Source organism: Amycolatopsis sp. YIM 10, assembly GCF_009429145.1.
In the GTDB taxonomy this organism is placed as follows: Bacteria; Actinomycetota; Actinomycetes; order Mycobacteriales; family Pseudonocardiaceae; genus Amycolatopsis.
In genome coordinates, this window is the sequence record NZ_CP045480.1 from 4,699,041 (window position 1) to 4,725,654 (window position 26,614).

Consider the following 26,614-nt stretch of genomic DNA (forward strand, 5'->3'; position numbering starts at 1 on the left):
CATGAGCACCAGCGAAGTACGCACCGAGCGGATCGGTTCGACGCTGCTGATCACCATCGACCGCCCGCGTGCGCGCAACGCCGTGAACGCCGCGGTCGCCACCGGCCTGGCCGCCGCGCTCGACGAGCTGGAAGCCGATCCCGCGCTCCGGGCAGGCATCCTGACCGGCGCGGACGGCACGTTCAGCGCCGGGATGGACCTCAAGGCCGCGCTCCGGGGCGAGTCGCCGGAGGTCGACGGCCGCGGGTTCGGCGGCCTGACCGAAGCCGAACCGGTCAAACCGCTGATCGCCGCCGTCGAGGGCTGGGCCATGGGCGGCGGGTTCGAACTGGCGCTGGCGTGCGACCTGATCATCGCCGCCGAGGACGCGACGTTCGGCCTGCCCGAGGTCAAGCGGGGGCTCATCGCCGCCGGGGGCGGCGTGATCCGGCTGCCCAAGCGGATCCCGTACCACCTGGCGATGGAGTTCCTGCTGACCGGTGAGCCGGTCACCGGCCGGCGCGCCGGTGAGCTCGGCCTGGTCAACCGGGTCACCGCCACCGGTGACGCCACCGCCGTGGCGTTGCAGCTCGCCGAGCAGCTCGCGCTGAACGCGCCGCTCGCGCTCGCCGCGGTGAAGAAGATCGTGCGTGCCGCCGGTGGGATGCCCGAGGCCGAGGCGTTCGCCGTGCAGCGCGAGGAGATGGGCGCCCTGATGACTTCGGCCGATGTCCGCGAGGGCATGACCGCGTTCGCCGAGCGCCGTGCTCCACAGTGGATCGGAGAGTGAGCATGAACATCGAAGAGGTCCGCCGGCACGTGACCACGCCGCTGGCCAGCCCGGCCTTCGCCCCGGTGATCCCCAGGTTCACCGACCGCGAATACCTCAACATCGTCTACCGCACCGACGCCGACGCACTGCGTGCCGTGGTCCCGGAACCGCTGCGGATCGACGAGCCGCTGGTCCGGTTCGAGATCATGAAGATGGGCGACGTCACCGGATACGGTCCGTACACCGAGGCAGGCCAGGCGGTGCCGGTCACCTTCGAGGGCGAGCGGGGCGAATACCTGCACGCGATGTACCTCGACAACTTCCCGGCGACCGCGTCCGGGCGCGAGGTCAGTGCCTACCCGAAAACGATGGGGGCGCCTGGTCTCTACGTCGACCACGGCGTGCTGGTGGGCACGCTGGACTACAGCACGCTGCGGGTCGCCACCGCGACCATGGGCTACAAGCACCAGGAGCTGGATCACGGCGACGCCGAAGCGCAGATCACCGTGCCCACGTTCATGCTCAAGACCATTCCGGGTTACGACGGCTCGCCGAGGGTCCAGGAACTGGTCCGCACCCGGATCAGCGACGTCGTGGTCAAGGAGGCCTGCACCGGCCCCGCCCGGCTGCAGCTGTTCGAACACGTTCTCGCTCCGCTGGCCGATCTGCCGGTGCTCGAGGTCGTCAGTGCCAGCCACATCCTCACCGACCTGACCCTCGCCCCGGTCGAGCCGGTCTTCGACTACCTGGAAGGAGCGCGATCATGACCCGGGATTTCCGCAACGCCGCGGTGATCGGCGCGGGCACCATCGGACTTTCGTGGACGGCGTTGTTCGCCGGGCACGGGATGACCGTCCGGGTGAGCGACCCGCGACCGGACCTCGCCGAGGCCGTCGGCGCCGCACTGGCCGAGTTCGCCCCGCACCTCGCCGCACAAGGCCTCGACGTCGAGGACCTGGCAGGCCGGGTCCAGCTCGCCGGTGATGTCGCCGACGCGGTCCGCGACGCGGATGTGGTGCAGGAGAACGGACCCGAGGACGTCGAGTTCAAAAAGGACCTGTTCGCGACGCTGGTCCGCGAGGCTCCGGAGCACGTGCTGCTGCTGAGTTCGTCGTCGGCCATCCCGTCCACGGCCTTCACCGGTGACCTGGCCGACGCGAGCCGAGTCCTGATCGGACACCCGTTCAACCCGCCGCACCTGATCCCGCTGGTCGAGGTCGTACCGGGGGAGCGCACCAGCGAGGAGTCGGTGCGGGCGGCGGTGGACTTCTACACCTCCGTCGGACGAACCCCGGTGGTGGAACGCAGGGAGATCCCCGGTTTTGTCGGCAACCGCCTGCAGAACGCGCTCAGCCGCGAGGCGATCTACCTCGTCGAAGAAGGCGTCGTGACGCCGGAAGCCCTCGATCAGGTGGTGACGAATTCGCTCGGCATCCGCTGGGCGACGGTCGGGCCGTTCCTCGGCTCGCACCTGGGCGGCGGCCCCGGTGGTTACCGGCACATGGCCGAGCACATCGGAAAGTCCATGAAGAAGATGTGGGCGGGCCTCGGCAACCCGTCGCAGAACGAAGAAGAGCAGGAACGGCTCGTCGAAGCCGTCGAAAAGGCTTACGGCTCCTCCACGTACTCGGAACTCGCCGAGGCGCGCGACCGCAGGCAGATCGCCGTTCTGTCCGCTTTGGACAACCTCAAGGAGGGGAACTGAGATGAACACCGCAGCACTGGAAGGCCAGCTGGCCGCCGACTTCTACGACTACGAGGCGCTGCTGACGGACGAGGAGCGAAAGATCCTCGTCAAGGCGCGGGACTTCATGCGCGATGAGGTCAAGCCGCTGGTGAACGAGAACTGGGCCAAGGGCGAATTCCCGGCGGAGCTCATCGGCATGTTCCGCGAGAGCGGTCTCGCCGGGCTGCCCTACGAAGGCTACGGCGAGCACCGGCCCGCGGTCAGCCACCTGCTCAATGGCATGCTGGCAATGGAAATGACCCGCACCGACGCCTCGGTGGCCACCTTCTTCGGTGTCCACAACGGACTGGCCATGTACTCGATCCACTCCGGTGGCAACCAGGAGCAGCGCGACCGGTGGCTGCCCGCGATGGCGGCGATGGACAAGATCGGCGCGTTCGCGATGACCGAACCACTCGGCGGCTCCGACGTCGCCGGTGGCATGCGGACCACCGCCAAGCGCGACGGCGACACCTGGATCCTCAACGGCGCCAAGAAGTGGATCGGCAACGCGACCTTCGCCGACTACGTCGTGGTGTGGGCACGCGACGCCGATGACAACCACGTCAAGGGATTTGTCGTCGAGAAGGGCATGGCGGGATTCGACCCGGTGAAGATCGAGGGCAAGATCGCCTTCCGGATCGTGGAGAACGCCGAAATCACCTTGACCGACGTGCGGGTTCCGGAGGCGAACCGCCTGCAGAACATCAATTCCTTCCGTGATGTCGCGGAGATCCTGCGCGCCACCCGCGGCGGGGTCGCCTGGCAGGCGCTGGGCGTGATGATCGGTGCCTACGAACTCGCGCTGGACTACGCGAAGCAGCGCAAGCAGTTCGGCCGTCCGATCGCCGGTTTCCAACTGGTGCAGGATCTTCTGGTGAAGAGCCTGGGGAACATCACCGCGTCGTGGGGCATGCTGGTCCAGCTCGCCCGGCTGCAGGACGCGGGCATCTTCCGTGACGAGCACTCGTCGCTGGCGAAGGCTTTTGTCACTTCGCGGATGCGGGAGGTCGTCGGCTGGAGTCGCGAGATCTTCGGTGGGAACGGGATCCTGCTGGAGCACGACATCGCCCGCTTCTTCGCCGACGCCGAGGCGATCTACTCGTTCGAGGGCACCCGGGAGATGAACACCCTGATCGTCGGCAAGTCGATCACCGGGCAGAGCGCCTTCGTCTGAACCACCCGCTACCCGGGGGCGCGGTCGCCCCAGGTGATGATCCGGGTGAGGACGTCGGTCATCGAGAGACCGAGAAAGCGCGCTTCCGAAACCAGCGGGTCGAGGAAGTCGACGTCGAAGCGGCTGCTGCGGAGGGTCAGGTCGTCAGGGCTGGGGAACTCCGGTTCTTCACGCATTTCACCATCTGTCCAATCGTGGGCGCCGGGCAGTGCCGGCTTCGACATTAATCGGGCAGGAGCGAACGATGAATCGATCGACGGGACTGGACCACCCAGTCGAAAGTCGGTTGTCGTCTCCCCGGATGGCGCCGTAAGTCGAAACAGAGTGACCGGTCGGTCGACGGTGGCCGAATATGTCGGAATTGGTCGTTGCGCGGAGTACCTTCGGACGCCGCGCTCCGGCCGCTACTCGCCGTTCGCCCGCTCGTCGCCGGCGGACTCCACAATGTAGGCGAGGATCTCGGTGACCGGAATGCCGATGGCGGTGGCCTCCGCCAGCATCGGGTCGACGAAATCAGTGAAGAACCGCAGGCGGTCGCTCCTGTTGCGCTCCACGATCCGCTCCTTCCAGGACAACGTGTTCCGGCGTCTCGAAAGGGTAGTCTTGTTCCGCTCGACTTCAGTCGAACCGTGGGGGTGTGATGAGAGGAATTGTTCTCGCCGGCGGCAGTGGTACCCGGATGTACCCACTGACCCTGGTCACCTCGAAGCAGTTGCTGCCGATCTATGACAAACCGATGATCTACTATCCGCTTTCCGTGCTCATGCTGGCCGAGATCAGGGACATCTTGATCATCTCGGCCCCGGAGAGCCTGCCCGATCTGCGTGCCCTGCTCGGGGACGGCGCACAACTCGGGCTCAACCTCACCTATGCCGAACAGCCCGAGCCGCGCGGGATCGCGGACGCGTTCATCGTGGGTGCCGAGCACGTCGGGGGTTCGGCTTCCGCGCTCATCCTCGGCGACAACCTCTTCCACGGCACCGGCTTCGGCGAGCTGCTCCGCGGTTCGGCGGCCCGGCTCGACGGCTGCACCCTCTTCGGTTACCCGGTCGCCGATCCGGAGCGCTACGGCATCGGCGAGCTCGACGAGCGGGGTGAACTCGTATCCATCGAGGAAAAACCCGAGCGGCCACGGTCCAACAACGCGATCACCGGCCTGTACTTCTACGATTCCGATGTCGTGGACCTGGCACGCGACCTGCGGCCTTCGGCCCGAGGCGAACTCGAGATCAGCGACATCAACCAGATGTACCTGAAGAACGGCCGGGCGCGCCTGGTCACCCTCGGGCGCGGGTTCACCTGGCTCGACGCCGGAACCCACAAGTCGCTGCTCGACGCCGGCCAGTACGTCCAGGTACTGGAGAACCGCCAGGGGGTCCGGGTGGCCTGTGTCGAGGAGATCGCGTTGCGGATGGGGTTCATCACCGCCGAGGACTGTTTCCGGCTGGGCAACCGGATGAAGAACTCGGGCTATGGGCAATACGTCATGGATGTCGCCGGGTCGTTGTCCTGAACACGCCTCGTCCCGCCAGCGAGACAGCGTTCAGCCGACCGGTCCGCCGTACAGGAAGGGGGGCGGGGGGCGACCCGCACGGGCACGCACCCCGGCTGCCGATGCCAATCGATTCGATGCCGGCCGCGGACGAGGATCGCCCCGGCGAACCTCCGTGGCTGAGGCTGGACCGGCGGGTCGTCGCCTCGACCGCGGTGGTGAGCACGGGGGCCGCGATCGGGTTCGGCTATGCCGGCTGGGCGTCGCTGTCGATGCCGATCGGCTGGCTGCTGCTCGGTGCGCTCGGCGTGGTCCTCCTCGGCGCCGCGGCCACGGAGGGGTACTGGCGGGCGAGCCGGTACCGGATCACCGCGGACCGGCTCGAACAACGGGTGGACTTCGTCGTGCACCGGCACCGGTCACTCGCCAGGGAACGCATCCGTGGCGTCGACGTGACGGCGAACCCGTTGCACCGGTTGCTGGGGCTCGCCGTTGTCACCATCCACACCGGGAAACAGGCGGGCGCGGACAGGATCAAACTGGACCCTCTGTCCAAAGTGGCGGCCGCACGGCTGCGCGCGGAGTTGCGACGGGTTGCCGGGAGGGCACAGCCGGTCGCGCCGGAGCGGAACACGGCGGAGTACCCGAGAAGCGGCGTGCTCGCCCGCCTGGAGTGGTCGTGGCTGCGGTACGCCCCGACCTCGCCATTGGCACCGCTCGCCGTGGCCGCCGCCGGTGGTGCGGCGGTCAACGTCGCCGGCTGGCTCGGCGTGCGCGAGCAGGCCGTGGATTGGGTGATCGGCCTGCTCAGCGGTCAGGCTCTCGTGCTGACGGTCCTGCTGTTCACGGTCTCCGCGGTGGTCGTCGCGGTGCTCGGCTCGTTCGCCGTGTTCGCCGTGTGGTGGTGGGATTACGAGCTGGACCGGGAACCGGGCGGGACGCTCCGGGTGCGGCGTGGCCTGCTCACCACCCGGTCGTCCACGATCGAAGAACGCCGGTTGCGCGGGGTCAAGGTGGCGGAGCCGGCCGGTAACCGGCTGGCCGGAGCGGCCAGGGTGGACGCGGTGATGACCGGGCGGGGCGAGCACGAGGAGGACGACAGGCTCGCACTGAACACCCTGCTGCCCGCCGCCCCCCGTGCGGTCGCCACCAGGGTGGCGGCGGGCGTGCTGGGTATCGACGTGACCGGCGCCGCGCTGACACCACACCCGGCCGCGGCTCGCCGCCGGAGGATCGTCCGGGCGGTGGTGGGCAGCCTGCTCCCGGTCGCCGTGCTCGTGCCGTTCGGTGTCCGGCACGCGGAAATCCCGCTGCACGCCGCCTGGATCACGGCACTCGTCCTGCTCCCGGCGTCGGTGCTGCTCGCTCGCGACGCCTACCGCAACCTCGGACACGGCACCTCCGGCGGGTACCTGATCACCAGGTACGGCACCGGTGGCCGCCGGACCGTAGCGCTGGAACGCGACGGGGTCATCGGCTGGACCGCGCGCCAGTCGTTCTTCCAGCGGCGGGCGGGACTGATCACCCTGACCATGATCACCGCGGCGGGAAGTGGCGCGTATTCCGTCTTCGACGCCGATGAGAGCGAGGGGCTGCGCTTCGCCGGCCAGGCCCTGCCCGAACTGGTGGTGCCGTTCCTGGAAACGGATTCGGCCGACGGCGACGCACGGTGAGGAGCACAGTCACGGCGTCGACCCCGGTTCGACGTTCGCCGGTTACGAATCCAGGGCCCGGGGCTGAGGCGGCGCCGGATCGAGGTAATCCCGTTCGAGCTGTTGTGCGCTGAGCGTCGCCGCCGCCGCGTCGTCCAAGCTGCTGACGATCCAGGTGAGCAGGTCCTGCTCGGCGTTCGCGGCCGCCTTCAGCCAGCGTTCTTGTTTGTCCGACGGGAAATTCACCAATATCTTGCGGACGGTGACGTCCTCGGTCTTGCCCGCCGATTGGCGGCCGGCCTTGACCCGGTTGCGCAGTTCGTTCCTGGACCAGCCGAACTTCTCGGCGCGGTCGAGCCACTCGTCCTGCTGTTGCTCGGGCAGGCTGGTGAGCTCGGCGTGGTGCTGGAAGCTCAGCGCCGCGCGCCGCCGCGCGGCCGGGTACCTCCTCGCCACCCATGCGTAGTTCCGCAGGGTCTGGTAGTCGAGTTGCGTCTCCATGATGGCGCGCTTGTAGCGGTTCGGGTACTCGGACTGGCCGTAGATGAGCCAGTCGCCCAGCCACCACGCCGACGAGTCCGAGACGACGAAGATCTCCCGCCCCACCCGTCGCCATTCGTCCAGCGACATGCTCGGCGGAAGCTGGAGACTCGTGCGCCGGGTCAACGCCGACCCGTTCGGCGGTTCCGTTCTCGCGCCGTTCATCGGACGACGGGCGCCATTGGCGACGGGAGCGCTTGTTCGATTGGAATGCGGTCTGTTCTGGACCGGAAATTCCCCCGATTGGCTGATATCGACAGAATTCGGCTCGTAGTTATTTCTGGATTTATACACTTCGCCTCCCCAGTAACCCTCCGTGCACATTCACGGGAAACGCCACCCAGTCGAACCTCCCCCACCCGGTGGACGATACTGCCAGGACGGGCAGAACGTGACAAGGCGCCCAAGCGTGGCCGCCATTGGTGTGTCCGTACCCGGTTTCGGCAGGCGTCCGCTGACTGACGCCGTTCGATCGCGCACCACTTTGCCGCGCGGCCACCTGGGCCCGGAGCCGGCTGTCGCGGACCGCGCGGGCCGTGTTCGTACCGGCCGGCCGGTAAGTGCTTGCCGCCACGCATAACCCCAGGTTAAGGGATACGCGCCAGTCGGTCCGGCCAGTCGGCCGGTACTTAAGTATTTGGTTTTCGACTTAAGTTGGTGTCGCCGGCCGTCGGTCAGGGCCGGTCGTCGGCGGAGCGGCAGACCGGGTTGGTGACGCGGCGGGTTACCTATGAGTTCGCGGCGTCGATCGCGTAGTGCGGCCGGTCCTTCAAGTATGAGTGAAATGGTGGCCGCGGATTCCCGCTAATGCCGGAATTCCTGCGCCGGGGAGGGGGAGGCCCAGCGCAGGAATTCCGCTCGTGACTGAGGGCGCCACGAGTATTCAGCGAAGCCGTTCCGAGTCGCGGTCAACCCGCCGAGTCGCTCCGCCTGGCGAGGATCACCATCCCCATGCCGAAGGCGGCCACGGTGAGGTTCGCGAAGGTCTCGAACCCGGCCAGGAAGCCGACGTGCGGGATGACGTAGCGGTTGAAGACGTTGAGCACCGGCGCCAGAACCGGCTGGCCCGCCAGGTGGTCGATGGCCCCGCTGACGCCGATGACGAGCAGGAACACGCCCGCGAACTGAACGGCTCTGGCCATACCCAACGCTAGAGCTCATTCCGGTTCCGGAGGACCGGTCTTCGGTATGCGCGTCGCCGACCTAGGTCTCGGTTCTCCGGCCGGCGGCCGACCATGGTCAGGGCGGCCGGTACTTCGGTATCGGCCGGTGCGACAACGGCGACGCGAGTCGGCTCCGCCAGTAGGGTTGGCCGCCATGGACGGTTCGGTGGGCTCGCTCCGGCGCGGCACGCGTGAGTGGGTCGTCGACGGGGGCCTGTTCGCGCTCGCCTCGGTGTACGGGTGGCTGATCGCGGTGGCACGCCTCGAGACGGTGGGCACGGTGGAGCCGTTGTGGCTGTTCCAACTCGACCAGGTGGTCGGCGCACTCGGATGTGCCGCACTGTGGCTCCGCCGCCGCTGGCCGGTCCAGCTCGCCGTCGTTCTGATGGTGCTGGGGATGTTCGCCGAACTGGTCAGCGGGGCCATGCTGGCGGCGCTGTTCACGGTCGCCGTGCACCGGCCCCCGCGCACCACGCTCGTCGTCGCCGGCGTCGGTTTGCTCGCGGCGTTCGTCTACGTGGTGGTGCGTCCCGAGCCGGAGCTTCCCGGCCTGCTGATGTTCCTGATCGGCGTCGCGGCTCAGGGGGCGGTGATGGGCTGGGGCCTGTTCATCCAGCGCCAGCGCCAGCTCGTCACCCGGATCCGGGCGGAGGCCGACCTGCGTGCCGAGGGCGCCCAGCTCCGCGCGCGCGAGGAGGTCGCCAGGGAGATGCACGATGTGCTCGGCCACCGCCTTTCGCTGGTGAGCATGCACGCCGGTGCCCTGGAATACCATCCCAACGCCCCGCCGGCGGAGATCGGCAAGGCGGCGGCGGTGATCAGGGAGAGCGCTCACCAGGCGCTGGAGGATCTGCGCGAGATCGTCAGCGTGTTGCGCACGCCGGCCTCCGAACTGCCGCAGCCGACCATCGCCGACATCCGCGAGCTCGTCGCCGAAGCCGGCCGGGCCGGGATGCGCGCGGGGTTGCGGGAGGACTACCCGGATGGCGTGCCGAACCAGATCAGCCGCACGGCGTACCGGATCGTGCAGGAGGCGCTGACCAACGTGCGCAAGCACGCCGGGGATGCGGAGGTGCGGGTCTCGGTCGCCGGTGCGCCCGGCGACGGATTGGCCGTGGAGGTGTGCAACGGAGCCGCGGCGAAGCCGAAACGGAGCCCGGCGCCGGGGCAGGGACTGGCCGGGTTGACCGAACGGGTGGCGCTGGCCGAGGGAACGCTGACCTACGGCCCCACCGAGGCCGGCGGCTGGCGGTTGCGGGCGTGGCTGCCGTGGGGCCGGGGAACCGCCGGCTAGTCAGGTCGCGTCGTCGGACCGCGTGACCTCGGTGAGCTGGCTGGTGAGCTCGGCGGCCTTCGCCGGTGCCAGCCCGTCGATCTTGATCGCGCCCTTCGCCGATGCGGTGGTCACGGCGAGCGTGGTCAGGCCGAAGTGCTTCTGCAACGGACCTCGTACCGTGTCCACGGTCTGGATCCGGGAGATCGGCGCGATGCGCACTTCCTGCCAGAAATAGCCCTTCCGGAGGTACACCGCGGTGTCGGTGATCTCCCAGCGGTGCACCCGGTACCACCAGCCCGGCAACAACCACACCACCGGGACGGCCGCCACCAGCACCACCGCGGCCGGTATCAGCAGCCACGTGCCACCGACCTTCAGCAAGCCCGGTACGAGCGCGGCGGCGACGAGCGCGGCGACCGCGGCCGCGAAGGTCAGCGCGAGCCGCGCCCGCCACCAGCCGACCGATTGGGGGTCGAACTCGATTCTCGGTGGGCGTGCCGACTCCGTACGCACTTGCGCCATATACACCCCGATCGCGAAGTTGCCAAAACTGTAACACCGGCCGATTTCGCCGTCCGGGGAGGTGCTGGACAATTCCCAATGGCCCAACCATCCTGGGGCGGAGTTTCGCCGCCGCCGACCGGATAGGCCGGGCGGGTTCGGTGTGGGCCATATCGGACGATTGGATGCGCACAGGTGATATTCCCGTATACGGCATCACGTCGCGTGGCCCTTCGCGCGGCGACCGCCGCGGAGCAGGCGGAGTTCTTCCGCACCATCCTGCGGACCGGGATCGAAAGCGTGCGGCCGACCGCGCCCCGGGCGGCACCGGTGTCCAAACGCGTCCAGGCCGCATTCCACGTGCTCAAGCGCAACAGCGGTGAGGTCATGGGCTTCAGCCTGATTTTCGACCAGGACCAGGCCGGGCACATCCGGTGCGGCACCTACCTGGATCCGCGGCGCGCTCGGCTCGGCGTCGGTTCCGAGGCCGTCGGCCTGACCATCAACTACGCCTTCGCCGCGTTCAACGTGGACCGGGTGATCACCGAGACCACCGAGGCGAGTTTCGGTTCCTTCGGTGTGACCAAGGGAGACGAGCGAATCCGCAATGTCCTGCGAGAGCATCTCTACTTCCGCGGGCAGTTCTGGGACCTGCACGGCTTCTCGGTGGACCGGGCGCAGTGGATGGAGGATCGTGAAGCGATCGCGCTCGAACTCGACCCGGTCGCCGAGGGCGGGGGACGGCCGGACACCGGATAGTGGGACGCCCCGGGTGCGCGTCCCGCCGGCGGGACGCACACCCGGGACCGGAACCGCACGGCGATTTCGCCGAGGGGAATTCCGGTCGCCGATAGCCGGAATCGCGAAGGAAGTTGTTCCGCCTGGGAAAGTTGGTTCCCGTCGCGGCCGAAGAATCGAGGGAGCATCTTGTGGCTTATGCCGAACTGACGCCGGCGGAGCTGCTTTCCGCGGGATTCAGCTCACCGCGCGTCACCGAAGAACCGTGGGTCGTGCGCTGGGACGAATTCGACGGTGACATCGAGCAACTGGTGCTCGATTCGCTTCCGGCGATGGTGGAATTCCGCACTTCGGGAACGACCGGCGCCAGCAAGGCGTGGCACCGCCCCAAGGAACTGATGTGGGCCGAGGCCGGAATGCTGGCCGGGTTGCTCGCGCCGCGGGATCCGCGAGCGGTGCTGGCCTGCGTGCCCTCCTCGCACCTCTACGGCGGGCTCACCAGCGTGCTGGTCCCGGCCAGGCTCGGCGTCCCGGTCTGGTACCGGCCGTCCTTCACCGGCCGCATGCCGGATCCCGGAGAGCGCCGGAGCTGGGCGATCATGGCCATTCCCTGGACCTTTTCGATGCTGCGCCGGTACCTGCCATGGATCACCTCGCTCGAACGGGTCACGGTCCTGCACGCCAGCGGGCTGATCCCGGAGGCCGCGCAGCACTTCCTGGCCGAAGCCGGTGCCGAGCGGGCGCGCATCATCGAGGTGATCGGGGCGACCGAGGCCGGCGCGGTCGCGACCCGCCAGTGGTCCGAAGGCGACCCGCCGGACTGGACCCTGCTCGACGACGTGGCCTTCGCCGAGCCCGTCGAGCCGGGGGAGGGCGAGGTGTCCTTGCACGTCCACAGTGGGCGGTTGGCACTGCTCGGAAAGGACCGCGCGCAACAGAGTTGCCGGCTCGACGATTACGTCGAGCGCCTCGGCGAACGCAGTTTCCGGTTCACCGGGCGGCGGAGCAGGCTGGTGAACGTCAACGGCCGCAGGTTCAACCTCGATCACCTCGAGAACCTCGTCCGGCCGATGCTGGACTGCGTGGACCTCGCCATCCGGCCGGTGACCGACCCGATGATCGGCGAGCACATCGAACTGCTCGTCGTGCTGCACCCCGGCACGGCGGTCGGCGACCTGGACCTGACCGCCGCGTTCGACCGCATCGGGGTGCGTCCGCGCAGGGTGCGTGCCGTCGACCGGATCGACCGCACCGAGATCGGCAAGTTCCGCCGCGTAGGGCAATCCGAAACGAGTGACGCAGGAGCCAGATCGTGACAATCTCCGCCGAGACCGGAACCGACTTCTCGCTCACCGACATCGTCCGCAACGCGGGCTGGGACGCCAGGCTCGAGCCGTGCGGTGAAGAGGACATCGCCCGGATGCAGGCCAGCGCGGCCACCGTGGCCAAGGCGCTGGCGGCCGATCAGCCGGTTTACGGGCTGACGCAGGGATTCGGCCCGCTCGTGCTGTTCGAAGCCGAGTCCGAGCTGGAACAGGGCGACAGCCTGATCTCCCACCTCGGCTCGGGGCAGGGCGAACCGCTGCCGCCCGAGGCCTGCCGCCTCGTGGTGTGGCTGCGGCTGAACAGCATGCGCAAGGGCTACTCCGCCGTGTCTCCCGAGTTCTGGCTGCGGCTCGCGCGGCTGTGGAACGACGGGTTCACCCCGGCGATCCCGCGGCACGGCACGGTGAGTGCCAGTGGTGACCTGCAACCGCTCGCGCACGCGGCGCTCAGCCACACCGGAGTCGGTGAGGCGTGGGTACCCGGGCCGGGCGGCCGACGGACCGTGAGGCCGGCCAAGGAGGCACTCGCCGCTCTCGGCGCCGAACCGTTCACCTGGCCGGTGCGCGAAGCACTCGCCTTCGTCAACGGCACCGGGGTCGGCCTCGCGGTGTCCATCGTGAACCAGCAGTCCGCGGTGGCGCTCGTCCGCGCGGCCGCGCTGCTCACCGGCCGGATCAGCACCCTGTTCGGTGCCAACCCCGAACACTTCCGGCCCGGCATCGGGATCGCGCGCGGGCAGGCCGGGCAGCTCACCGCGGCACGGTGGATCAGGGAGGAGCTCCCGGCCGGTGCCGAGCGCTCTCCCGACCGCCCGCTGCAGGAGCCGTACAGCCTGCGCTGCGGGCCGCAGGTGCTCGGGGCGGTGCTCGACCAGCTCGACTTCGCCGGTGAGCTGCTGTGCCGGGAAGCCAACGGCAGCACGGACAACCCGGTCACCTTCGACGGGGAGGTGCTGCACGGCGGCAACTTCCACGCGATGCCGGTCGGTTTCGCCTCCGACCAGATCGGGCTGGCCGTGCAGATGGCCGCCTACCTCGCCGAGCGGCAGCTCGGGGTGCTGGTGAGTCCGGTGACCAATGGCGGGCTCCCGCCCATGCTGACCCCGCGTCCCGGCCGCGGTGCCGGTCTCGCCGGAGTGCAGATCAGCGCGACCTCCTTCGTCTCCCGCATCCGGCAGCTGGTCTACCCGGCCTCCCTGACCACGTTGCCGACGAACGGCTGGAACCAGGACCACGTCCCGATGGCGCTCAACGGCGCGAATTCCGTGGCGGACGCACTCGACCTCGCGTGGCTGACCATCGGTTCGCTCGCGATCGGGGTCGCGCAGCTCACCTCGATGCTCGGTGCCGGCACGGACGGCCAGGGACCGTGGGCGAAGCTGGCCGAGCTGTCGCCGCCGCTGGACGCCGACCGGCCGATGGCGGCCGAAGTCCGCGCCGCCAGGGATCTGCTGCGGACCACGGCGGAGACACAGCTCGCCACCGACCCCGACCGGGCGTTCTGACGCGGTGGCCGGTCACCGGAAACTTCGGCCGGAGCGCGAGGTGCGAGCGTGATGAAGCAGGACGAGAGTGCGAAGCGGCCGTCCATGCTCGAGTTGTCGGCATGGCGGGAACTGCTGGTCTACCTGGCTCCCCACCGCAAGGTGGTGGTCGTCGGCGGCCTGCTGACGCTGGCCGGTGCGCTGGTCGGGCTCACCCAGCCGGCGATGGCCAAGTGGATCGTGGATTCGCTGGAGCACGACCGTGCGGTGACCGGTCCCCTCGTACTGCTCACCGTGGTCGTCGTGGCCGGCGCCGCGCTGGCCGCGCTGGGCTACTACCTGCTCGGCCGGGTCGCCGAGTCCGTGGTGCTGAAGTCCCGGCGGGAAATGGTGGCGCGGGTGCTCGGACTGCGGATGCGGGAGACGTCCCGGCTCCAGCCGGGCGACCTGATGTCCCGGGTCACCGCCGATACGACGCTGCTGCGGCAAGCGGTCGGCCAGACGCTGATCGACGCACTCAAAGGGGTGCTGATGCTCGTCGTCATCGTGGCGGCGATGTGGCTGATGGACGCGGTCCTGCTGCTGGTGACCCTCGGCGTCCTGGTGGTCGCCGGCGTGCTGATCGGCCTGGTGGTGCCCTACTTCCAGCGATACAGCACCAAGGTGCAGGAGGCGATCGCCGACATCAATTCGGTGCTGGAGCGGGCTCTCGGCGCGCTGCGCACCATCAAGGCCTCCGGCTCGGAGCCACAAGAGGCCGCGAAGATCCACCGCTCCACCTGGCAGGCGTGGCGCTACGGCCTCCACCTCGCCCGGCTCAGCGGAATCGTCAGCGCGGGCGCGTTGCTGGCGATCCACGTGTCGTTCCTGGTGGTGCTCGGGGTCGGCGGTGCGCGAGTGGCCTCGGGCGCCATCCCCATCGGCACGCTGATCGCCTTCCTGCTGTACCTGTTCTCGCTGATCGAACCCGTGGCGGGCCTGATCACCGCGGCGTCGACGTTCAGCACGGGAGTCGCCGCGGTGCGCCGGATCCGTGAGGTGCACAACCTCGAGGTGGAGCCCTTGCGGGCGCCCGCGGCGGGGGAGCGGCCGGTGAACGCGGTGCGGAGCGCGGCGCGCGCACCCGCCACGCTCGCCTTCCACGACGTGCACTTCCGCTACCCGGAGCCGGACAGCCCGGCCGTGCACCGCGGGGTCAGCTTCGTCATTCCGCCCGGCGGGATGACGGCCGTCGTCGGCCCCTCCGGTGCGGGCAAGTCCACGCTCTTCTCGCTCGTCGAACGGTTCTACGAGCCGGTGCGGGGCAGGATCGAGCTGGACGGCGTCGACCTGGAGGACTGGCCGCTCGCCGACCTGCGTGCCGCGATCGGCTACGTCGAGCAGGACGCACCGGTGCTGGCAGGGAGCCTGCGGGAGAACCTGCTGATCGGCATCACCACCGAGGTCACGGACGAGGAGATCCGGCACGTGCTCTCGCGCACCCGGCTCACCGCGCTGGTCGACCAGCTGCCGGACGGGCTCGACACGCTGGTCGGGCACCGGGGCAGCACCCTCTCCGGCGGGGAACGGCAGCGCATCGCGATCGCGCGGGCGCTGCTGCGCACCCCTCGCCTTCTCCTGCTGGACGAGGCGACTTCCCAGCTCGACGCGGTGAACGAGGCCGCGCTGCGCGAGGTCGTGGTCGAGGTCGCGCGCGAGTACACGGTGCTGGTGGTGGCGCATCGGCTGTCCACCGTCACCAAGGCCGACCGGATCCTGGTGATGGACGCCGGCGTGGTCCGCGCCGTCGGCACGCACCAGGAACTGGTGGAGCGGGACGAGTTGTACCGCGAGCTGGCCACGACCCAGCTTCTGGTGGCCGGCCCGGCCGAGGACTCCGGTACGCCGGAGGTGAGCGGAGTCCGCCCAGGGTGACCTGGATTCGTCAGGCGCCGCCGAGGCGCCACATTCGGAAAGGGGTTCTGGAACATGACTACTCAGCTCGAGGCGAGCACGGTGGAGTCCGGTGCCAGGGAACGCGAGCTGTACCTGAACCTGATGAAGCGGGTGGTGACGAACCTGATCTACCAGGATTCGGCGGTCTACCACGGGGACAGCTACGCGGAGATCAAGGCGGGGGTGCGTGAGGAGCGGGCGTTCGACGCCTCGGCCCGCGAGTCGGGACTGGACCACCCGCGGGTGGCGCACACGATGGTGGGGGTCAAGCGGCTGGACAACATCCAGGAATGCCTGGAGTCGGTGCTGGCCGACGACGTACCCGGTGACTTCATCGAGACGGGCGTGTGGCGCGGTGGGGCCAGCATCTTCGCCCGCGCGGTGCTGAAGGCGCACGGTGTCACCGACCGGACGGTGTGGGTGGCGGATTCGTTCGAGGGCCTGCCGCCCAACGAACGGGAACCGATCCACCTGCTGAACGACCTGCTGGCGGTTTCGGAGGAGGCCGTCCGGGAGAACTTCCGGCGGTACGGCCTGCTGGACGATCAGGTGCGGTTCGTCAAGGGCTGGTTCTGCGACTCGCTGCCCACCGCCGAGGTGGAGCGGCTGTCGGTGCTGCGGCTGGACGGCGACCTGTACGAGTCCACAATGGACGCTCTGGACAACCTGTACCCCAAGCTGTCGGCCGGCGGGTTCGTCATCGTCGACGACTACTACTTCGTGCCCGGCTGCCGGCTGGCGATCCTGGAGTTCCGGCGCCGCCACGGGATCACCGACCCGGTGCGGGAGATCGACGGGGTCGGCACGTTCTGGCGCAAGACCGGCTGAGGCGCCGGTCAGGCCGTCGCGACGGCGTCCCGGCCCGCCGCCAGCTCCTCCAGCGTGGCGACCAGTTCGTTCGGCGTCGGCATCGCGAGTATCTCCTCCCGCAGGCGCGCGGCGCCCGCCCGGAACGAGGACTCCGTCAGCAGCCTGCGCAACGCGTCGCGGACCAGCGGGCCGGTCGCCTCTGCGGCCGGGATGGCCAGGCCCGCCCCGTGCTCGGCGAGCCTGGCCGCGAGGAACGGCTCGTCGTAAACGTCGGGCAGGGCCAGGTGCGGTATCCCGGACAGCGCCACCGAGCAGATGGTGCCGGGCCCGGCGTGGTGGATCACCGCCGTACAGGTGGGTGCCAGCGCGTGCAGCGGGACGAACGGGAAGACGCTTACGTTGCCCGGGATACGCCGGAGCTTGGCCCGCTCGGCGTCCGGCACCGTGGCGACGACTTCGACGTCCAGTTCGGCCAGTGCGTCCAGCAGGCCCTGCACGTCCACCGGGTAGTCACCGAACTGGTGCACCCCGCTCACGCCGAGGGTCAGCCCCACCCGCGGCTTCGACGGCGGCCCGGCCAGCCAGCCGGGCTCGCTGGCGCGGCCGTTGTAGGGGATGTACCGCATCGGCAGCACCGGCTGACCGGTGCTCATCCGCAGCGACGCGGGCAGGTGGTCGACGGTGAACTGGCCGGTGACAAGGTCTTCGGAGAAATCCAGGCCGAACGGCCGCAGCCGGCTACCGAGCCAGGTGGCCAGCGGGTCGGTGACCTCGTCGCCCGCGCCCGCCTCGCGCAGGTTCAGGAAGAGGTTCCTGGTGCCGCCGAAGTAGTCGATGCTCCACATCAGCCTGCCGTGTGCGCAACCGAGCACCTTCGCGGCGATGGAACCGGCGTAGGTGTTGGTTTCCCAGACGATGAGGTCGGGGCGCCAGGCCAGCGCGAAGTCGACCAGTTCGTCGATCATCGGATCGTTGAGCATGCGGTGCCACCACCGCACGGCGCCGGTGTAACCCTCGACGAGGTAGTCCATGGTGACCTCGCCGGGCGAGCGCACCGGGGCGTCGTACGGCGCTCCGGGAACCCCCTTGGTGGCTTCCGCGAACAACTCGGGCCGCCGCTCCAGTACGCTCCACAGCCTGCTGTCCCGGCCCACCGGCACCACCGGCAGCCCGGTCTCGGTCACCGCGGCCACCAGCGCGGGCTGGGTCGCGACGCGGACGTCGTGGCCCGCGGATCGCAGTGCCCAGGCCAGCGGGACCATGGGCAGGAAATGGGTTTTGTCGGCATAGGTCGCGAACAGCACGCGCATGGTCGATCCCCTCACGCCAGGGCGCGGTAGCGGGTGGTGAGCCGTTCGAGGTCGCCTGCCAGCTCGTTCGGCGAGGGCATGGCGAGCATCTCTTCACGCAGGCGCCGGGCCGAAGCCGAGAACGACGGCTCGTCGAGCAACCGGGAGACGGCTTTCCGCAACGCGGGCCCGTTCACCTCGGCGCCGGGGATGCTCAGCGAGGCGCCGGTGGCAGCGAGGCGGGAAGCCAGTGGAGGCGCGTCGAACTGCTCCGGCACGGTCAGCTGCGGTACGCCGTGCAGGGCGGCCGTGGCCAGGGTGCCGAAGCCGGCATGGTGCACGACCACCGAGCAACCCGGCACCAGCGCGTGGAGTGGCGCGAACGGGATGATCCTGGCGTTGTCCGGGATCCGGGCGAGCTTGGCCCGTTCGGAGTCCGGCAGCGTGGCGACCAGTTCGATGTCCAGGTCCGCCAGCTCGTCGAAGAGGCTCTGCAGGCTCCAGCCGTGGCCGCCGAACCGCTCCGCCATGGCCACCCCGAGGGTGAGCACCACCCTCGGTTTCGACGGCGGTTCGCGCAACCACCGCGGTACCACCGCGGGCCCGTTGTACGGCACGTAGCGCATCGGCACGCAGTGCAGGCCGGTGTCCATGCGCAGGGCGGCGGGCAACTGTTCCAGGGTGAAGTGGCCGGTGGTGAGGTCCTCGGCGAACTCGACGCCGTACGTGCTCGCCTGCTCGGCGAGCCATCGGCCGAGCGGGTCCTCCCGATCCTGCCCGGCGCACTGCCCGTGCAGGCGGAGGAACCGCTCCCTGGTGCGGCCGAAGAAGTCCAGGCACCACAGCAGCCGGGCGTGCGCCGCGCCGCAGGCCTTCGCCGCGATCGGGGCCGCGTAGGTGCCCGGTTCCCAGATCACCAGATCGGGTCGCCAGGCGCGGCAGAACTCCACCAGTTCGGCGATCATCGGCTGGTTGACCGTCCGGTACCAGGACGACACCGTCCAGCGATAGCCGGCGACCAGCTCCTCCGGAGTGGTGTTCGCGGCTGGCTCGTCGGCACGGTCGAACGGTGGCATCCGGCCGGTGCGCACCTGCTCGGCGTAGATCTTCGGGTGCCTCGCCGCGAGGTTGCGCAGCAGCCGTTCCTGCGTCCGCCAGAGGTTGTGGTCGCGGCCGACGGGAACGGCGGTCAGCCCCGCCCTGGTGATCAGCCCGGTCAGTTCGGGCTGGCTCGCGATCCGCACTTCGTGCCCGGCCGTCCGCAGCGCCCACGCCAGTGGCACGCAGGTCTGGAACACCGTCTGGAGCTTTTCCGAATAGGACGCGAAAAGTATGCGCATGGTGGTCCTACCTTCCGGTGCGGAGCAGGTACCGCATCGCCACACCGGTGACCGCGGAGGTGATGACGGCGATGAGGACGAGGATCGTGAAGCCGAGCGGGCTGATCAGGCCGTGGCCGAGCCCGATGGTGGCGATCACGAGTTCGGTCACGCCCCGGCAGTTCATCAGCACGCCGACCTGCAACGCCTGCCCGCGGGGAAGGCCGGCGAGCAGCGCGCCGCCGCCTGCCCCGGCCAGCTTGGTGAGCTGGGCCGCCAGCAGGATGCCGGCGAAGAGCAGCCAATGGCCGGCGTCACCGCCGAGCAGGCCGATCGACGTCTGGAGCCCGACCCCGGCGAAGAAGAGCGGGAGCAGGATCAACAGGGTGAAGCCCTGCAGCCGGTGGCTGATGCGGTCGATGGTGGGGGAACCACGCGGTACCGCGGTGCCGAAGAGGAAGGCGCCGATCACCGGGTGCAGGTGGATGGTCGTGGTGAGTGCGGAGAACCCGATCGCGCCGGCGACGAGCACGACGGTCAGCAACTGCTCGGAGCGCATCCGCCGGACCAGCACGGCGAGTGCGGGGCGAACGCAGAGATAGGTGACCAGCACCAGTGCCACCGCGAGCGCGGCGACTTCGAGGCCGCTTTCGTCACCGTCGCCCGTGCTGGCGAGGATGAAGGTGAGCACCAGCCAGGCGAGGCCGTCCCCGATCGCCGCGGACGAGATCGAGAGCACGCCGACACCGGTGCGGTCCTGGCCGAGGTCGAGCAGGATCCTGGCCAGTACCGGCAACGCTGTGATGGCGAGCGCGAGCCCGACGAACAAGGCGTACATCGTCGTCGTCGCACGGTCGCCCGCCAGCACCGGCGCGGCGGCGAGTGCGATGCCGACACCGGCGACGAAGGGCAGCCCCATCCCGCCGACGACGACTGCCCCGACGGCGCCCCGGTTCCGGATGCGGTCGGTGCGCAGTTCGCAGCCGAGCAGGAACATGAAGACCACAAGACCGAGCTGCGCGGCCTTGTCCAGGCTTTCGACGACCCCGGCGGGGAACAGCCAGGCCGCCGCCTCCGGCCACACCAGGCCGAGCACCGATGGCCCCAGCACGAGGCCACCGAGGATCTCACCGAGCACGGGCGGCTGCCGCAGCCTGCGCAGCACCTCGCCGAACAGGTGGCTGACCAGGAGGATCACCGACACCGCGAGCAGGAACCTGGTGGTGAGGTCCACGGGCTCGCGGCCGGTGCGGAACAGCGCCGGTGCCAGCAGGATCACCGCGGCGGCCAGGATGACCAGGCCGGTGCCGATCCGCAGCCAGGCACGCCGGCGAGCGGGCGTGGCCTGCCGGGCCGTGCCCGCCTCGGCCGTCATGCCGGATGCGGTGCCGGGATGCCCGGCGCCGGTCCACTGTGGAGCCCGGTGCCCCGGCCCGCCGGGCCGGAGAACTCACGCATCCCGTACAGCAACGGGCTTCCCCAGCCGGTTTCGACCCGGGTGACGCGGCCGAACACGACGGTGTGGTCGCCGCAGGACACGGTGTCGGCCACCCGGCACTCGGCGATGGCGCAGGCGTCTTCGGCCAGCCAGGGCAGGCCGGTGCCGTCCGAAGGCAGCCAGCCGACGTGGTCGAAGCGGTCGGCCCGCGCCGAGGCGAAGAGTTCCGCGGTGCGCCGCCCCCCGGTGTGCAGGAGGTTCACCACGAACCCGCCGCTGTCCCTGATCGCGGCGAGCGTTCCGCTGCGGTGGCCGAGGCAGATCAGCAGCGTGGGCGGGGCGAGGGTGACGCTGGTCAGCGAGTTGCAGGTGAGCCCGTGCGGCCTGCCGCCGCCGTCGATCGAGGTGACCACGGTGACGCCGGTGTAGTAGGTGCCCATGAACTCGCGGAAGGTGGCGGGGTCGGTGCCGCCGCCGGACGTGCCCGGCCCCGTCGTCCCGTTTTCCGGGTGGCTCGCGCTGGTCCCCATGGCTCCCCCTTCGATCGCCGGCCCGCTCAGTTGTTGATGCCGGCGAGGTACTCGTAGCAGCTGGGCAGAGTGGCGACCATTTCCTTCGCCTCGGCCCGCAACCGGGCGAACTCGGCTCGCGCCCGCCCGGCGTCGATGTGCTGGATGGCGGGCTGCGCGGTGCGGGGGACATGGCCGAGGCCGAGGTTCATCGTGTTCCACGAGTAGCTTTCGAAGCCGTGGTAATGGGGGTAGATGGTCTCTTCGTCGAGCAGCCGGGTCTCGGCGAGGGCCATCCGCTCCCGCAGGCCTTCCGGCATGGCGCGCAGTTTCGCTTCCTTCCAGTAGGGCGTGTCTTCGCGCTGCGCCGCCTTGTAGTGCAGGACCAGGAACTCCTTCACGCCGTCGACGGCGTGCGCGACGCGGGTGTTGTAGGCGGCGATCTGCCGCGGGTCCCACCGCCGGTCGGGGAAGTGCTTGACCAGTTGCTCGATGGCGTGCTGGATGAAGAAGATCCCGGTGGACTCGAGTGGTTCGACGAACGCGCTGGAGAGGCCGATCGCCACGCAGTTGCGCACCCACGACTCTTCGTTGCGGCCGATGCGCATGCGGATGTGGTTGGCCTCGAGCTCGTCCATGCCGGGGGCGACCGCGGCCCGCAGTTCCTGCTCGGCCTCGTCCGGGGTGATGAACTCGTCGGAGTAGACGTAACCGGTGCCGTTGCGGCGAAACAGCGGAATGGTCCACCGCCAGCCCGCGCTCATCGCGGTGGCCGTGGTGTAGGGAGCCATGTCGGTGGCTTCCTCCCGTGGCACCCGCAGCGCGACCGCGCGGTTGTTGGGCAGCACATCCTGGAAGGAGCGGAACTTCGCGCCCAGCGTCTTGTTGATCAGCAGGCCGCGGAAGCCGGTGCAGTCGATGAACAGCTCACCGGCGATGTCCCCGTGGGAAGTGGTCCTCACGTGGCTGATCCATCCCCGCGAGTCCTGCTCGACGTGCTCGACGTTGTCGACGACGTGCTTGGCGCCCAGCCGGGTGGCGTACCCGGCGAGGTAACGGGCGACCTCGTCGGCGTCGAAGTGGTACGCGTACGGGAACTGGGCGCGCTGTTCGTCCAAGGTGGACTTGGCGAGATCGCCGTCGAGACCGGAGACGAACAGCGACCCGTCCATCAGCCGCGGCGCGCGCTTGGCTTCGCAGAGCGCCGAGGTGATGAAGCACGAACGGTCGAACGGCTTGCTCCGGTCGCCCAACGCTAGCCACCAGTCGGCCAGCGAGAAACCCTGTACCGTCCGCAGTCTTTCGAACGGGTGGTAGAAGTGCTCGCCCTGCCTGCTCCAGTTCTCGAACCGGATGCCGAGCTTGTAACCACCGGCGCACTTCGGCAGCCAGTCGGCCTCGTCCAGGCCGAGGTAGTCGAAGAAGTGCCGCAACGTGCTGAACGTGGCCTCGCCGACACCGATCCGCTTGACCTGGGCCGATTCCACCAGCGTCACGTCAATCCGATCGGCGAACGCCGCCTTCAGGTAGCTGGCGGTCATCCACCCAGCGGTGCCGCCACCAACAATAACCACAGACCGGATCATTCCCGAACTCCTTAGCAGTCCTTTTCGAACACCCTGGTGCGGGCTGGTTCACACGATCCGTACCTCGGGGACGTACAGGATCCATTTGCCTCCCGATTCCTGGAACGCCTGCTCCTTGGCCATGATTTCCTCGGCGTGGTTCCAGGCGAACAGCAGGCTGTAGTCGGGGTAGGGATCGGCGAAGGCTTCGGGCGGGCGGACCGGGATGTGCCTGCCGGGGCTGACCCTGCCCTGCTTCGCCGGGGTGCTGTCGCAGATGAACGGGACGAGGTCCGGCCCGATCCCGCAGAGATTGGTCACGGTGGCGCTCTTCGCGGTGGCGCCGTAACCCACGACGCGCTTGCCCTCCGCGCGCAGTTCGCGCAGCAGCGAAGTCAGCTCGTCCTTGATCTTGAGCACACCGGTACCGAAGGCGTGCAGCGTTTCCGGCTCGGCGAGTTTCATCGTCAGCTCGTCGGCCAGCAGTTTCCTCACCGCGCCGCTCGGCGTCCTGGCGCCGGCGTGCACGAGCGTGTAGCGGACCTCGCCGCCATGGACGGGGAGTCGTTCGACGTCCACCAGTTCGAGACCGTACCGCGCCGCCATCGCCTGCACCGACCGCGCGCTGAACAGGAAGAAGTGCTCGTCGTAGATCTGGTCGAACGAGGTGCGCTCGATGATCTCGCCGAGGTAGGGGTCTTCGAAGACGAACGCGCCGGAGGGGGCGAGCAGGGTCTTGACCCCGGTCAGGATCGAGGCGATGTAGGGGATGTGGCACAGCGTGTTGGCCGCGTAGATGACGTCGGCCGGACCGGACTCGGCCAGGATCTGCCGCGCGGTCGAATCCTCGAAGAACGCCTTGCGCACGCGGATTCCCCTGGCGGCCGCGACGTCGGCCACCGCGCCGGAGGGCTCGACACCGAGGTGCCGGACACCGGCCTCGGCGAGCGCCCTGAGCATGATCCCGTCGTTGCAGCCGATCTCGACGACGAACGGGTCGTCACCGGTGAGCTCCGTGGCCAGCAGCCGCTTCGCCAGTTCCTCGAAATGCGTCCGCATGTACGCCGATCCGGAGGAGTAGTACGGATAGGCGTCGTGGAACATCCGCTCCCGCGGCACCTCCGCCATCAACTGGACCATCGTGCAGTCCTGGCAGGCACCGGTCGCGAGACGGTAGAAGAACTCCTGTCCGGGGTCGGACTCCGGGGCGAGGAAGGCGTCGGAGAGCGGCTGCCTGCCGAAGTCGAAGAACTCCCGAACCGTGCCTCCGCAGACGCGACACTGTGAATCACTCGGCATGAATGCTCCTGACAAAGTCGAACCGACGGCAGGCTTGGCCCGTGTGGTCGCACCGTTTCCTTCTTAGCAGGCCGATGCCGATCGAGCCGGGCAACCGAATTTATCCCAACCAGGACATCGAATCCTCACGGCCGCTGCTTGGCAAGGGGGACAACGCATGGTCGCCGCGGCGGGGCGCGCCGATGTCCTGCCGGCGGGACAGAACACCGCCGCTCCGGCACCATTCGCGAGTTACGATTACCCACCTGAGCCTTCGCCTTTGCTGCTCGACGCGGCTGGCACCCGGAAGGATTCCCGTGCGTATTTTGTTCGCCACTTATCCAGAGAAGACGCATTTCCTCGCGATGGTGCCGCTGGCGTGGGCGTTGCGGGCGGCGGGGCACGAGGTGCGCGTCGCCAGCCAGCCGCGGCTCGTCGACACGATCACCCGTGCCGGGCTCACCGCCGTGCCGGTCGGTACCGACCACGGGATGGACGCGGTGACAAAGCGGTTCCTCGCGCCCGAATTCGCCGCCAGGCACCCCGCGCTGTACGCGAAGGTCCGCTGGGGACGGCTGCCGCCGTTCGATCTGCCGGAGGATCCGGCGCGGCTCACCTGGGAGGCGCTGCGCGACGGGCAGAAGGAGGCCGTGCCCGGATACCGGATGGCCAACGAGCCGATGGTGGCGGACCTGGTCGCGTTCGCCAGGGCCTGGCGGCCCGACCTGGTGTTCTGGGAGCCGGTGACCTACGCCGCGGCCATCGCGGCCCGCGCGTGCGGTGCCGCGCACGCGCGGGTGCTGTGGTCCCTCGATTTCTTCGGGCGGATGCGCCGGCACTTCCTGCGCCTGCGGCGAACCCGGCCCGAGCACGATCGTGAGGACGCGCTCGGCACGTGGCTGGCCGGGCTCGCCGGGCGCTACGGCGTCGAGTTCACCGAGGAACTGCTCACCGGCCAGTTCACCGTCGAGCAGTTCCCGGCCTCGCTGCGGATGGAAGTGGGCCTGCACAGCGTGCCCATGCGGTACGTGCCCTACCCGGGGCCCGCGGTGATCCCCGGCTGGCTGCGTCATCCGCCTGCCAGGCCGAGGGTCGCGCTGACCCTCGGGCTCAGCTCGGCCGAGCGGTTCGGCGGCTATTCGGTGAGCGTGCGGGAACTCCTCGACGGACTGGCCGAACTCGACGTCGAGGTGGTCGCCACGGTGGCCGAATCGGAACAGCACAAGCTGACCGCCGTCCCGCCCAACGCGCGAATCGTGCCGTTCGTGCCGCTGCCCGCGTTGCTGCCGACCTGTTCGCTGGTCATCCACCACGCCGGTTTCGGCACCCTGTGCACCACGATGCTGAACGCCGTCCCGCAGCTCGCGATCCCGGAACAGGAGGACGCGCTGGTGTCCACCCTGCGGGTCGAGCGGCGTGGCGCCGCGGTCGTCCGGCACGTCACCGAGCTGACCGGGGACTTCGTGCGCGAGCAGGCGCGGCGACTGCTCGCCGAGCCGTCCTTCGGTGCCGCGGCGGCGCGGCTGGCCGACGAGATGCTGGCGATGCCGACACCCGCGGAAACCGTGCCGGAGCTGGAAAAGCTGGCTCGAGAGCACCGTGCCGCCCAGAAGATCGCCTAGCCGGGGAGGACCGTTGCGCTACGAATCGACCGACACCGCGAGGCCGCTCGTGACCGTTCTCGGTGCCTCGGGTTTTGTCGGCACCGCCGTGGTTCGCGAGTTCGCGGCGCACCCGGTGCGGTTGCGGCTGGTTTCCCGCCGCCCCGCGGCCGTGCCCGCGAACGCCGTGGCGGAGGCCGAGGTGTGCACCGCGGATCTCACCCGGCCCGGCGCGATCGCGGCGGCGGTGCGTGGTTCCGACGTCGTGATCCAGCTGGTCGCCTACATCAACGGGCCGTCGACCTGGCGGGTGGAAGAGGGCGACAAGGCGGCCGAGCGGGTCAATCTGGGGTTGGTGCGCGAACTCGTCGCGGTCCTGCGTGAGCAGGGCAGGACGACGGGGCCGCCACCGGTGGTGGTCTTCGCCGGTTCGCTGTCCCAGGCGGGCGTGCCGCGATCCGCGCTGTTGTCCGACGAGACGCCGGACGAACCCGTCACCGTCTACGACCGGCAGAAGCTCGAGGCGGAACGGGAACTGGTGGCGGCGACCGAGGCGGGCGTGCTGCGCGGCATCACGCTGCGCCTCCCGACGGTGTACGGGGCGGGCGTGGGCCCGAGCACACTGGAACGCGGCGTGGTGGCCGCGATGATGCGCCGCGCCCTCGCCGGTGAGCCGTTGACGATGTGGCACGACGGCACCGTGGCCAGGGACCTCGTTTGCGTGGACGACGTCGCCCGTGCGTTCGCGGCGGCGGTCGACCACGCCGATGCGCTGGCCGGCCGCCGCTGGCTGATCGGATCCGGCGAGGCTACCCGGATCGGCGACCTGTTCCACCGGATCGCCGCGGTGGTGGCCGCCCGCACGGGCCGCCCGCCGGTGCCCGTGGTGTCCACCGCGTCCACGCAGGCAGGCGCTTCGGACCTGTTCGACGTCGTCTGCGGCTCGACGGCGTTCGGCGACCTCACCGGCTGGTCGCCGCGGACGGATCTGGCCACCGCGCTCGAAGCGGCTGTCCGCCGCTTCGAGCTGGAACGGGCCGGTTGA

25 protein-coding genes are annotated in these 26,614 nt (G+C 69.4%); 14 read left to right on the forward strand and 11 right to left on the reverse strand.

From position 1 onward, the window contains the following. Position 1: 1 nt before the first annotated feature. From YIM_RS22555 to YIM_RS22570, 4 genes are read left to right on the forward strand one after another with little or no spacing between them, the layout of a single operon-like run. A complete protein-coding gene (locus YIM_RS22555; RefSeq protein WP_153032227.1) occupies positions 2-769 on the forward strand; it encodes a crotonase/enoyl-CoA hydratase family protein in 768 nt (255 codons plus the stop codon). Positions 770-771: 2 nt separating this feature from the next. Continuing rightward, the gene (locus tag YIM_RS22560) at positions 772-1,518 is read left to right on the forward strand and encodes an acetoacetate decarboxylase (RefSeq protein ID WP_153032228.1); all 747 of its coding nucleotides are present in this window, start codon (positions 772-774) and stop codon (positions 1,516-1,518) included. Further along, positions 1,515-2,456 carry a 3-hydroxyacyl-CoA dehydrogenase NAD-binding domain-containing protein gene (locus YIM_RS22565; RefSeq protein WP_153032229.1) on the forward strand — a complete coding sequence of 314 codons (942 nt, stop codon included), beginning with the start codon at positions 1,515-1,517 and terminating at the stop codon, positions 2,454-2,456. Before YIM_RS22560 ends, YIM_RS22565 begins: the two co-directional genes overlap by 4 nt. A 1-nt stretch (position 2,457) precedes the next feature. Continuing rightward, positions 2,458-3,654: an acyl-CoA dehydrogenase family protein gene (locus tag YIM_RS22570; protein ID WP_153032230.1), complete on the forward strand. Its 1,197-nt coding sequence runs from the start codon at positions 2,458-2,460 to the stop codon at positions 3,652-3,654. An 8-nt stretch (positions 3,655-3,662) separates the two neighbouring features. Here YIM_RS22570 and YIM_RS22575 read toward each other — a convergent pair whose 3' ends face one another. Both YIM_RS22575 and YIM_RS22580 read right to left on the reverse strand, forming a co-directional pair. Next, positions 3,663-3,830 (reverse strand): hypothetical protein, encoded by a 168-nt coding sequence (locus tag YIM_RS22575; RefSeq protein ID WP_153032231.1) that lies wholly within the window; start codon positions 3,828-3,830, stop codon positions 3,663-3,665. Positions 3,831-4,058: 228 nt separating this feature from the next. Next, the gene (locus YIM_RS22580; RefSeq protein ID WP_153032232.1) at positions 4,059-4,208 is read right to left on the reverse strand and encodes a hypothetical protein; all 150 of its coding nucleotides are present in this window, start codon (positions 4,206-4,208) and stop codon (positions 4,059-4,061) included. Positions 4,209-4,294: 86 nt separating this feature from the next. Here YIM_RS22580 and rfbA point away from each other — a divergent pair, with 86 nt between their 5' ends. Continuing rightward, positions 4,295-5,167: a glucose-1-phosphate thymidylyltransferase RfbA gene (gene rfbA, locus YIM_RS22585; RefSeq protein ID WP_153032233.1), complete on the forward strand. Its 873-nt coding sequence runs from the start codon at positions 4,295-4,297 to the stop codon at positions 5,165-5,167. 101 nt (positions 5,168-5,268) lie between these two features. Further along, on the forward strand, positions 5,269-6,819 hold the full coding sequence (locus tag YIM_RS22590; protein ID WP_228004909.1) for a PH domain-containing protein: 1,551 nt from the start codon (positions 5,269-5,271) through the stop codon (positions 6,817-6,819). Positions 6,820-6,861: 42 nt separating this feature from the next. Here the strand turns inward: YIM_RS22590 and YIM_RS22595 are convergent, their stop codons facing one another. Next, positions 6,862-7,428, reverse strand: a complete 567-nt coding sequence (locus tag YIM_RS22595; RefSeq protein ID WP_153037176.1) for an LmbU family transcriptional regulator — start codon at positions 7,426-7,428, stop codon at positions 6,862-6,864. A gap of 818 nt (positions 7,429-8,246) precedes the next feature. Then, positions 8,247-8,480, reverse strand: coding sequence for a hypothetical protein (locus YIM_RS22600; RefSeq protein WP_153032234.1), 234 nt, complete (start codon positions 8,478-8,480; stop codon positions 8,247-8,249). A gap of 175 nt (positions 8,481-8,655) precedes the next feature. On the opposite strand from YIM_RS22600, the gene YIM_RS22605 reads away from it, so the two are divergent. After that, complete coding sequence (locus YIM_RS22605) at positions 8,656-9,795, forward strand: sensor histidine kinase (protein ID WP_153032235.1); 1,140 nt, start codon at positions 8,656-8,658, stop codon at positions 9,793-9,795. On the opposite strand, the gene YIM_RS22610 is transcribed toward YIM_RS22605, so the two are convergent. Continuing rightward, entirely contained in the window at positions 9,796-10,290 is a 495-nt protein-coding gene (locus YIM_RS22610; RefSeq protein WP_228004910.1) for a PH domain-containing protein, read from the reverse strand. 213 nt (positions 10,291-10,503) lie between these two features. Between YIM_RS22610 and YIM_RS22615 the strand changes: the two genes are divergently transcribed. The 5 genes from YIM_RS22615 (at position 10,504) to YIM_RS22635 (ending at position 16,588) form a co-directional block, all read left to right on the forward strand. Further along, positions 10,504-11,037 (forward strand): GNAT family N-acetyltransferase, encoded by a 534-nt coding sequence (locus YIM_RS22615; RefSeq protein WP_194240259.1) that lies wholly within the window; start codon positions 10,504-10,506, stop codon positions 11,035-11,037. A gap of 170 nt (positions 11,038-11,207) precedes the next feature. Continuing rightward, positions 11,208-12,332, forward strand: coding sequence for an AMP-binding protein (locus YIM_RS22620; RefSeq protein WP_153032238.1), 1,125 nt, complete (start codon positions 11,208-11,210; stop codon positions 12,330-12,332). Beyond that, entirely contained in the window at positions 12,329-13,846 is a 1,518-nt protein-coding gene (locus YIM_RS22625; protein ID WP_228004911.1) for an aromatic amino acid ammonia-lyase, read from the forward strand. The genes YIM_RS22620 and YIM_RS22625 overlap by 4 nt, the downstream gene beginning before the upstream one ends. A 51-nt stretch (positions 13,847-13,897) precedes the next feature. Further along, positions 13,898-15,739 carry an ABC transporter ATP-binding protein gene (locus tag YIM_RS22630; protein WP_228004912.1) on the forward strand — a complete coding sequence of 614 codons (1,842 nt, stop codon included), beginning with the start codon at positions 13,898-13,900 and terminating at the stop codon, positions 15,737-15,739. A gap of 54 nt (positions 15,740-15,793) precedes the next feature. Continuing rightward, positions 15,794-16,588, forward strand: a complete 795-nt coding sequence (locus YIM_RS22635) for a TylF/MycF family methyltransferase (protein WP_153032240.1) — start codon at positions 15,794-15,796, stop codon at positions 16,586-16,588. Positions 16,589-16,596: 8 nt separating this feature from the next. Here YIM_RS22635 and YIM_RS22640 read toward each other — a convergent pair whose 3' ends face one another. From YIM_RS22640 to YIM_RS22665, 6 genes are read right to left on the reverse strand one after another with little or no spacing between them, the layout of a single operon-like run. Beyond that, the gene (locus tag YIM_RS22640; protein ID WP_153032241.1) at positions 16,597-17,880 is read right to left on the reverse strand and encodes an activator-dependent family glycosyltransferase; all 1,284 of its coding nucleotides are present in this window, start codon (positions 17,878-17,880) and stop codon (positions 16,597-16,599) included. An 11-nt stretch (positions 17,881-17,891) separates the two neighbouring features. Next, positions 17,892-19,199 carry an activator-dependent family glycosyltransferase gene (locus YIM_RS22645; RefSeq protein ID WP_153032242.1) on the reverse strand — a complete coding sequence of 436 codons (1,308 nt, stop codon included), beginning with the start codon at positions 19,197-19,199 and terminating at the stop codon, positions 17,892-17,894. 7 nt (positions 19,200-19,206) lie between these two features. Further along, entirely contained in the window at positions 19,207-20,553 is a 1,347-nt protein-coding gene (locus YIM_RS22650) for a cation:proton antiporter (RefSeq protein WP_153032243.1), read from the reverse strand. Continuing rightward, a complete protein-coding gene (locus YIM_RS22655) occupies positions 20,550-21,146 on the reverse strand; it encodes a flavin reductase family protein (RefSeq protein WP_153032244.1) in 597 nt (198 codons plus the stop codon). The genes YIM_RS22650 and YIM_RS22655 overlap by 4 nt, the downstream gene beginning before the upstream one ends. 26 nt (positions 21,147-21,172) lie before the next feature. After that, the gene (locus tag YIM_RS22660; RefSeq protein ID WP_153032245.1) at positions 21,173-22,711 is read right to left on the reverse strand and encodes a tryptophan halogenase family protein; all 1,539 of its coding nucleotides are present in this window, start codon (positions 22,709-22,711) and stop codon (positions 21,173-21,175) included. 48 nt (positions 22,712-22,759) lie between these two features. Further along, the gene (locus tag YIM_RS22665; RefSeq protein WP_153032246.1) at positions 22,760-23,989 is read right to left on the reverse strand and encodes a class I SAM-dependent methyltransferase; all 1,230 of its coding nucleotides are present in this window, start codon (positions 23,987-23,989) and stop codon (positions 22,760-22,762) included. Positions 23,990-24,285: 296 nt separating this feature from the next. Here YIM_RS22665 and YIM_RS22670 point away from each other — a divergent pair, with 296 nt between their 5' ends. Both YIM_RS22670 and YIM_RS22675 read left to right on the forward strand, forming a co-directional pair. Then, complete coding sequence (locus tag YIM_RS22670; RefSeq protein ID WP_153032247.1) at positions 24,286-25,590, forward strand: activator-dependent family glycosyltransferase; 1,305 nt, start codon at positions 24,286-24,288, stop codon at positions 25,588-25,590. A 13-nt stretch (positions 25,591-25,603) separates the two neighbouring features. Continuing rightward, positions 25,604-26,614: an NAD(P)-dependent oxidoreductase gene (locus YIM_RS22675; protein ID WP_153032248.1), complete on the forward strand. Its 1,011-nt coding sequence runs from the start codon at positions 25,604-25,606 to the stop codon at positions 26,612-26,614.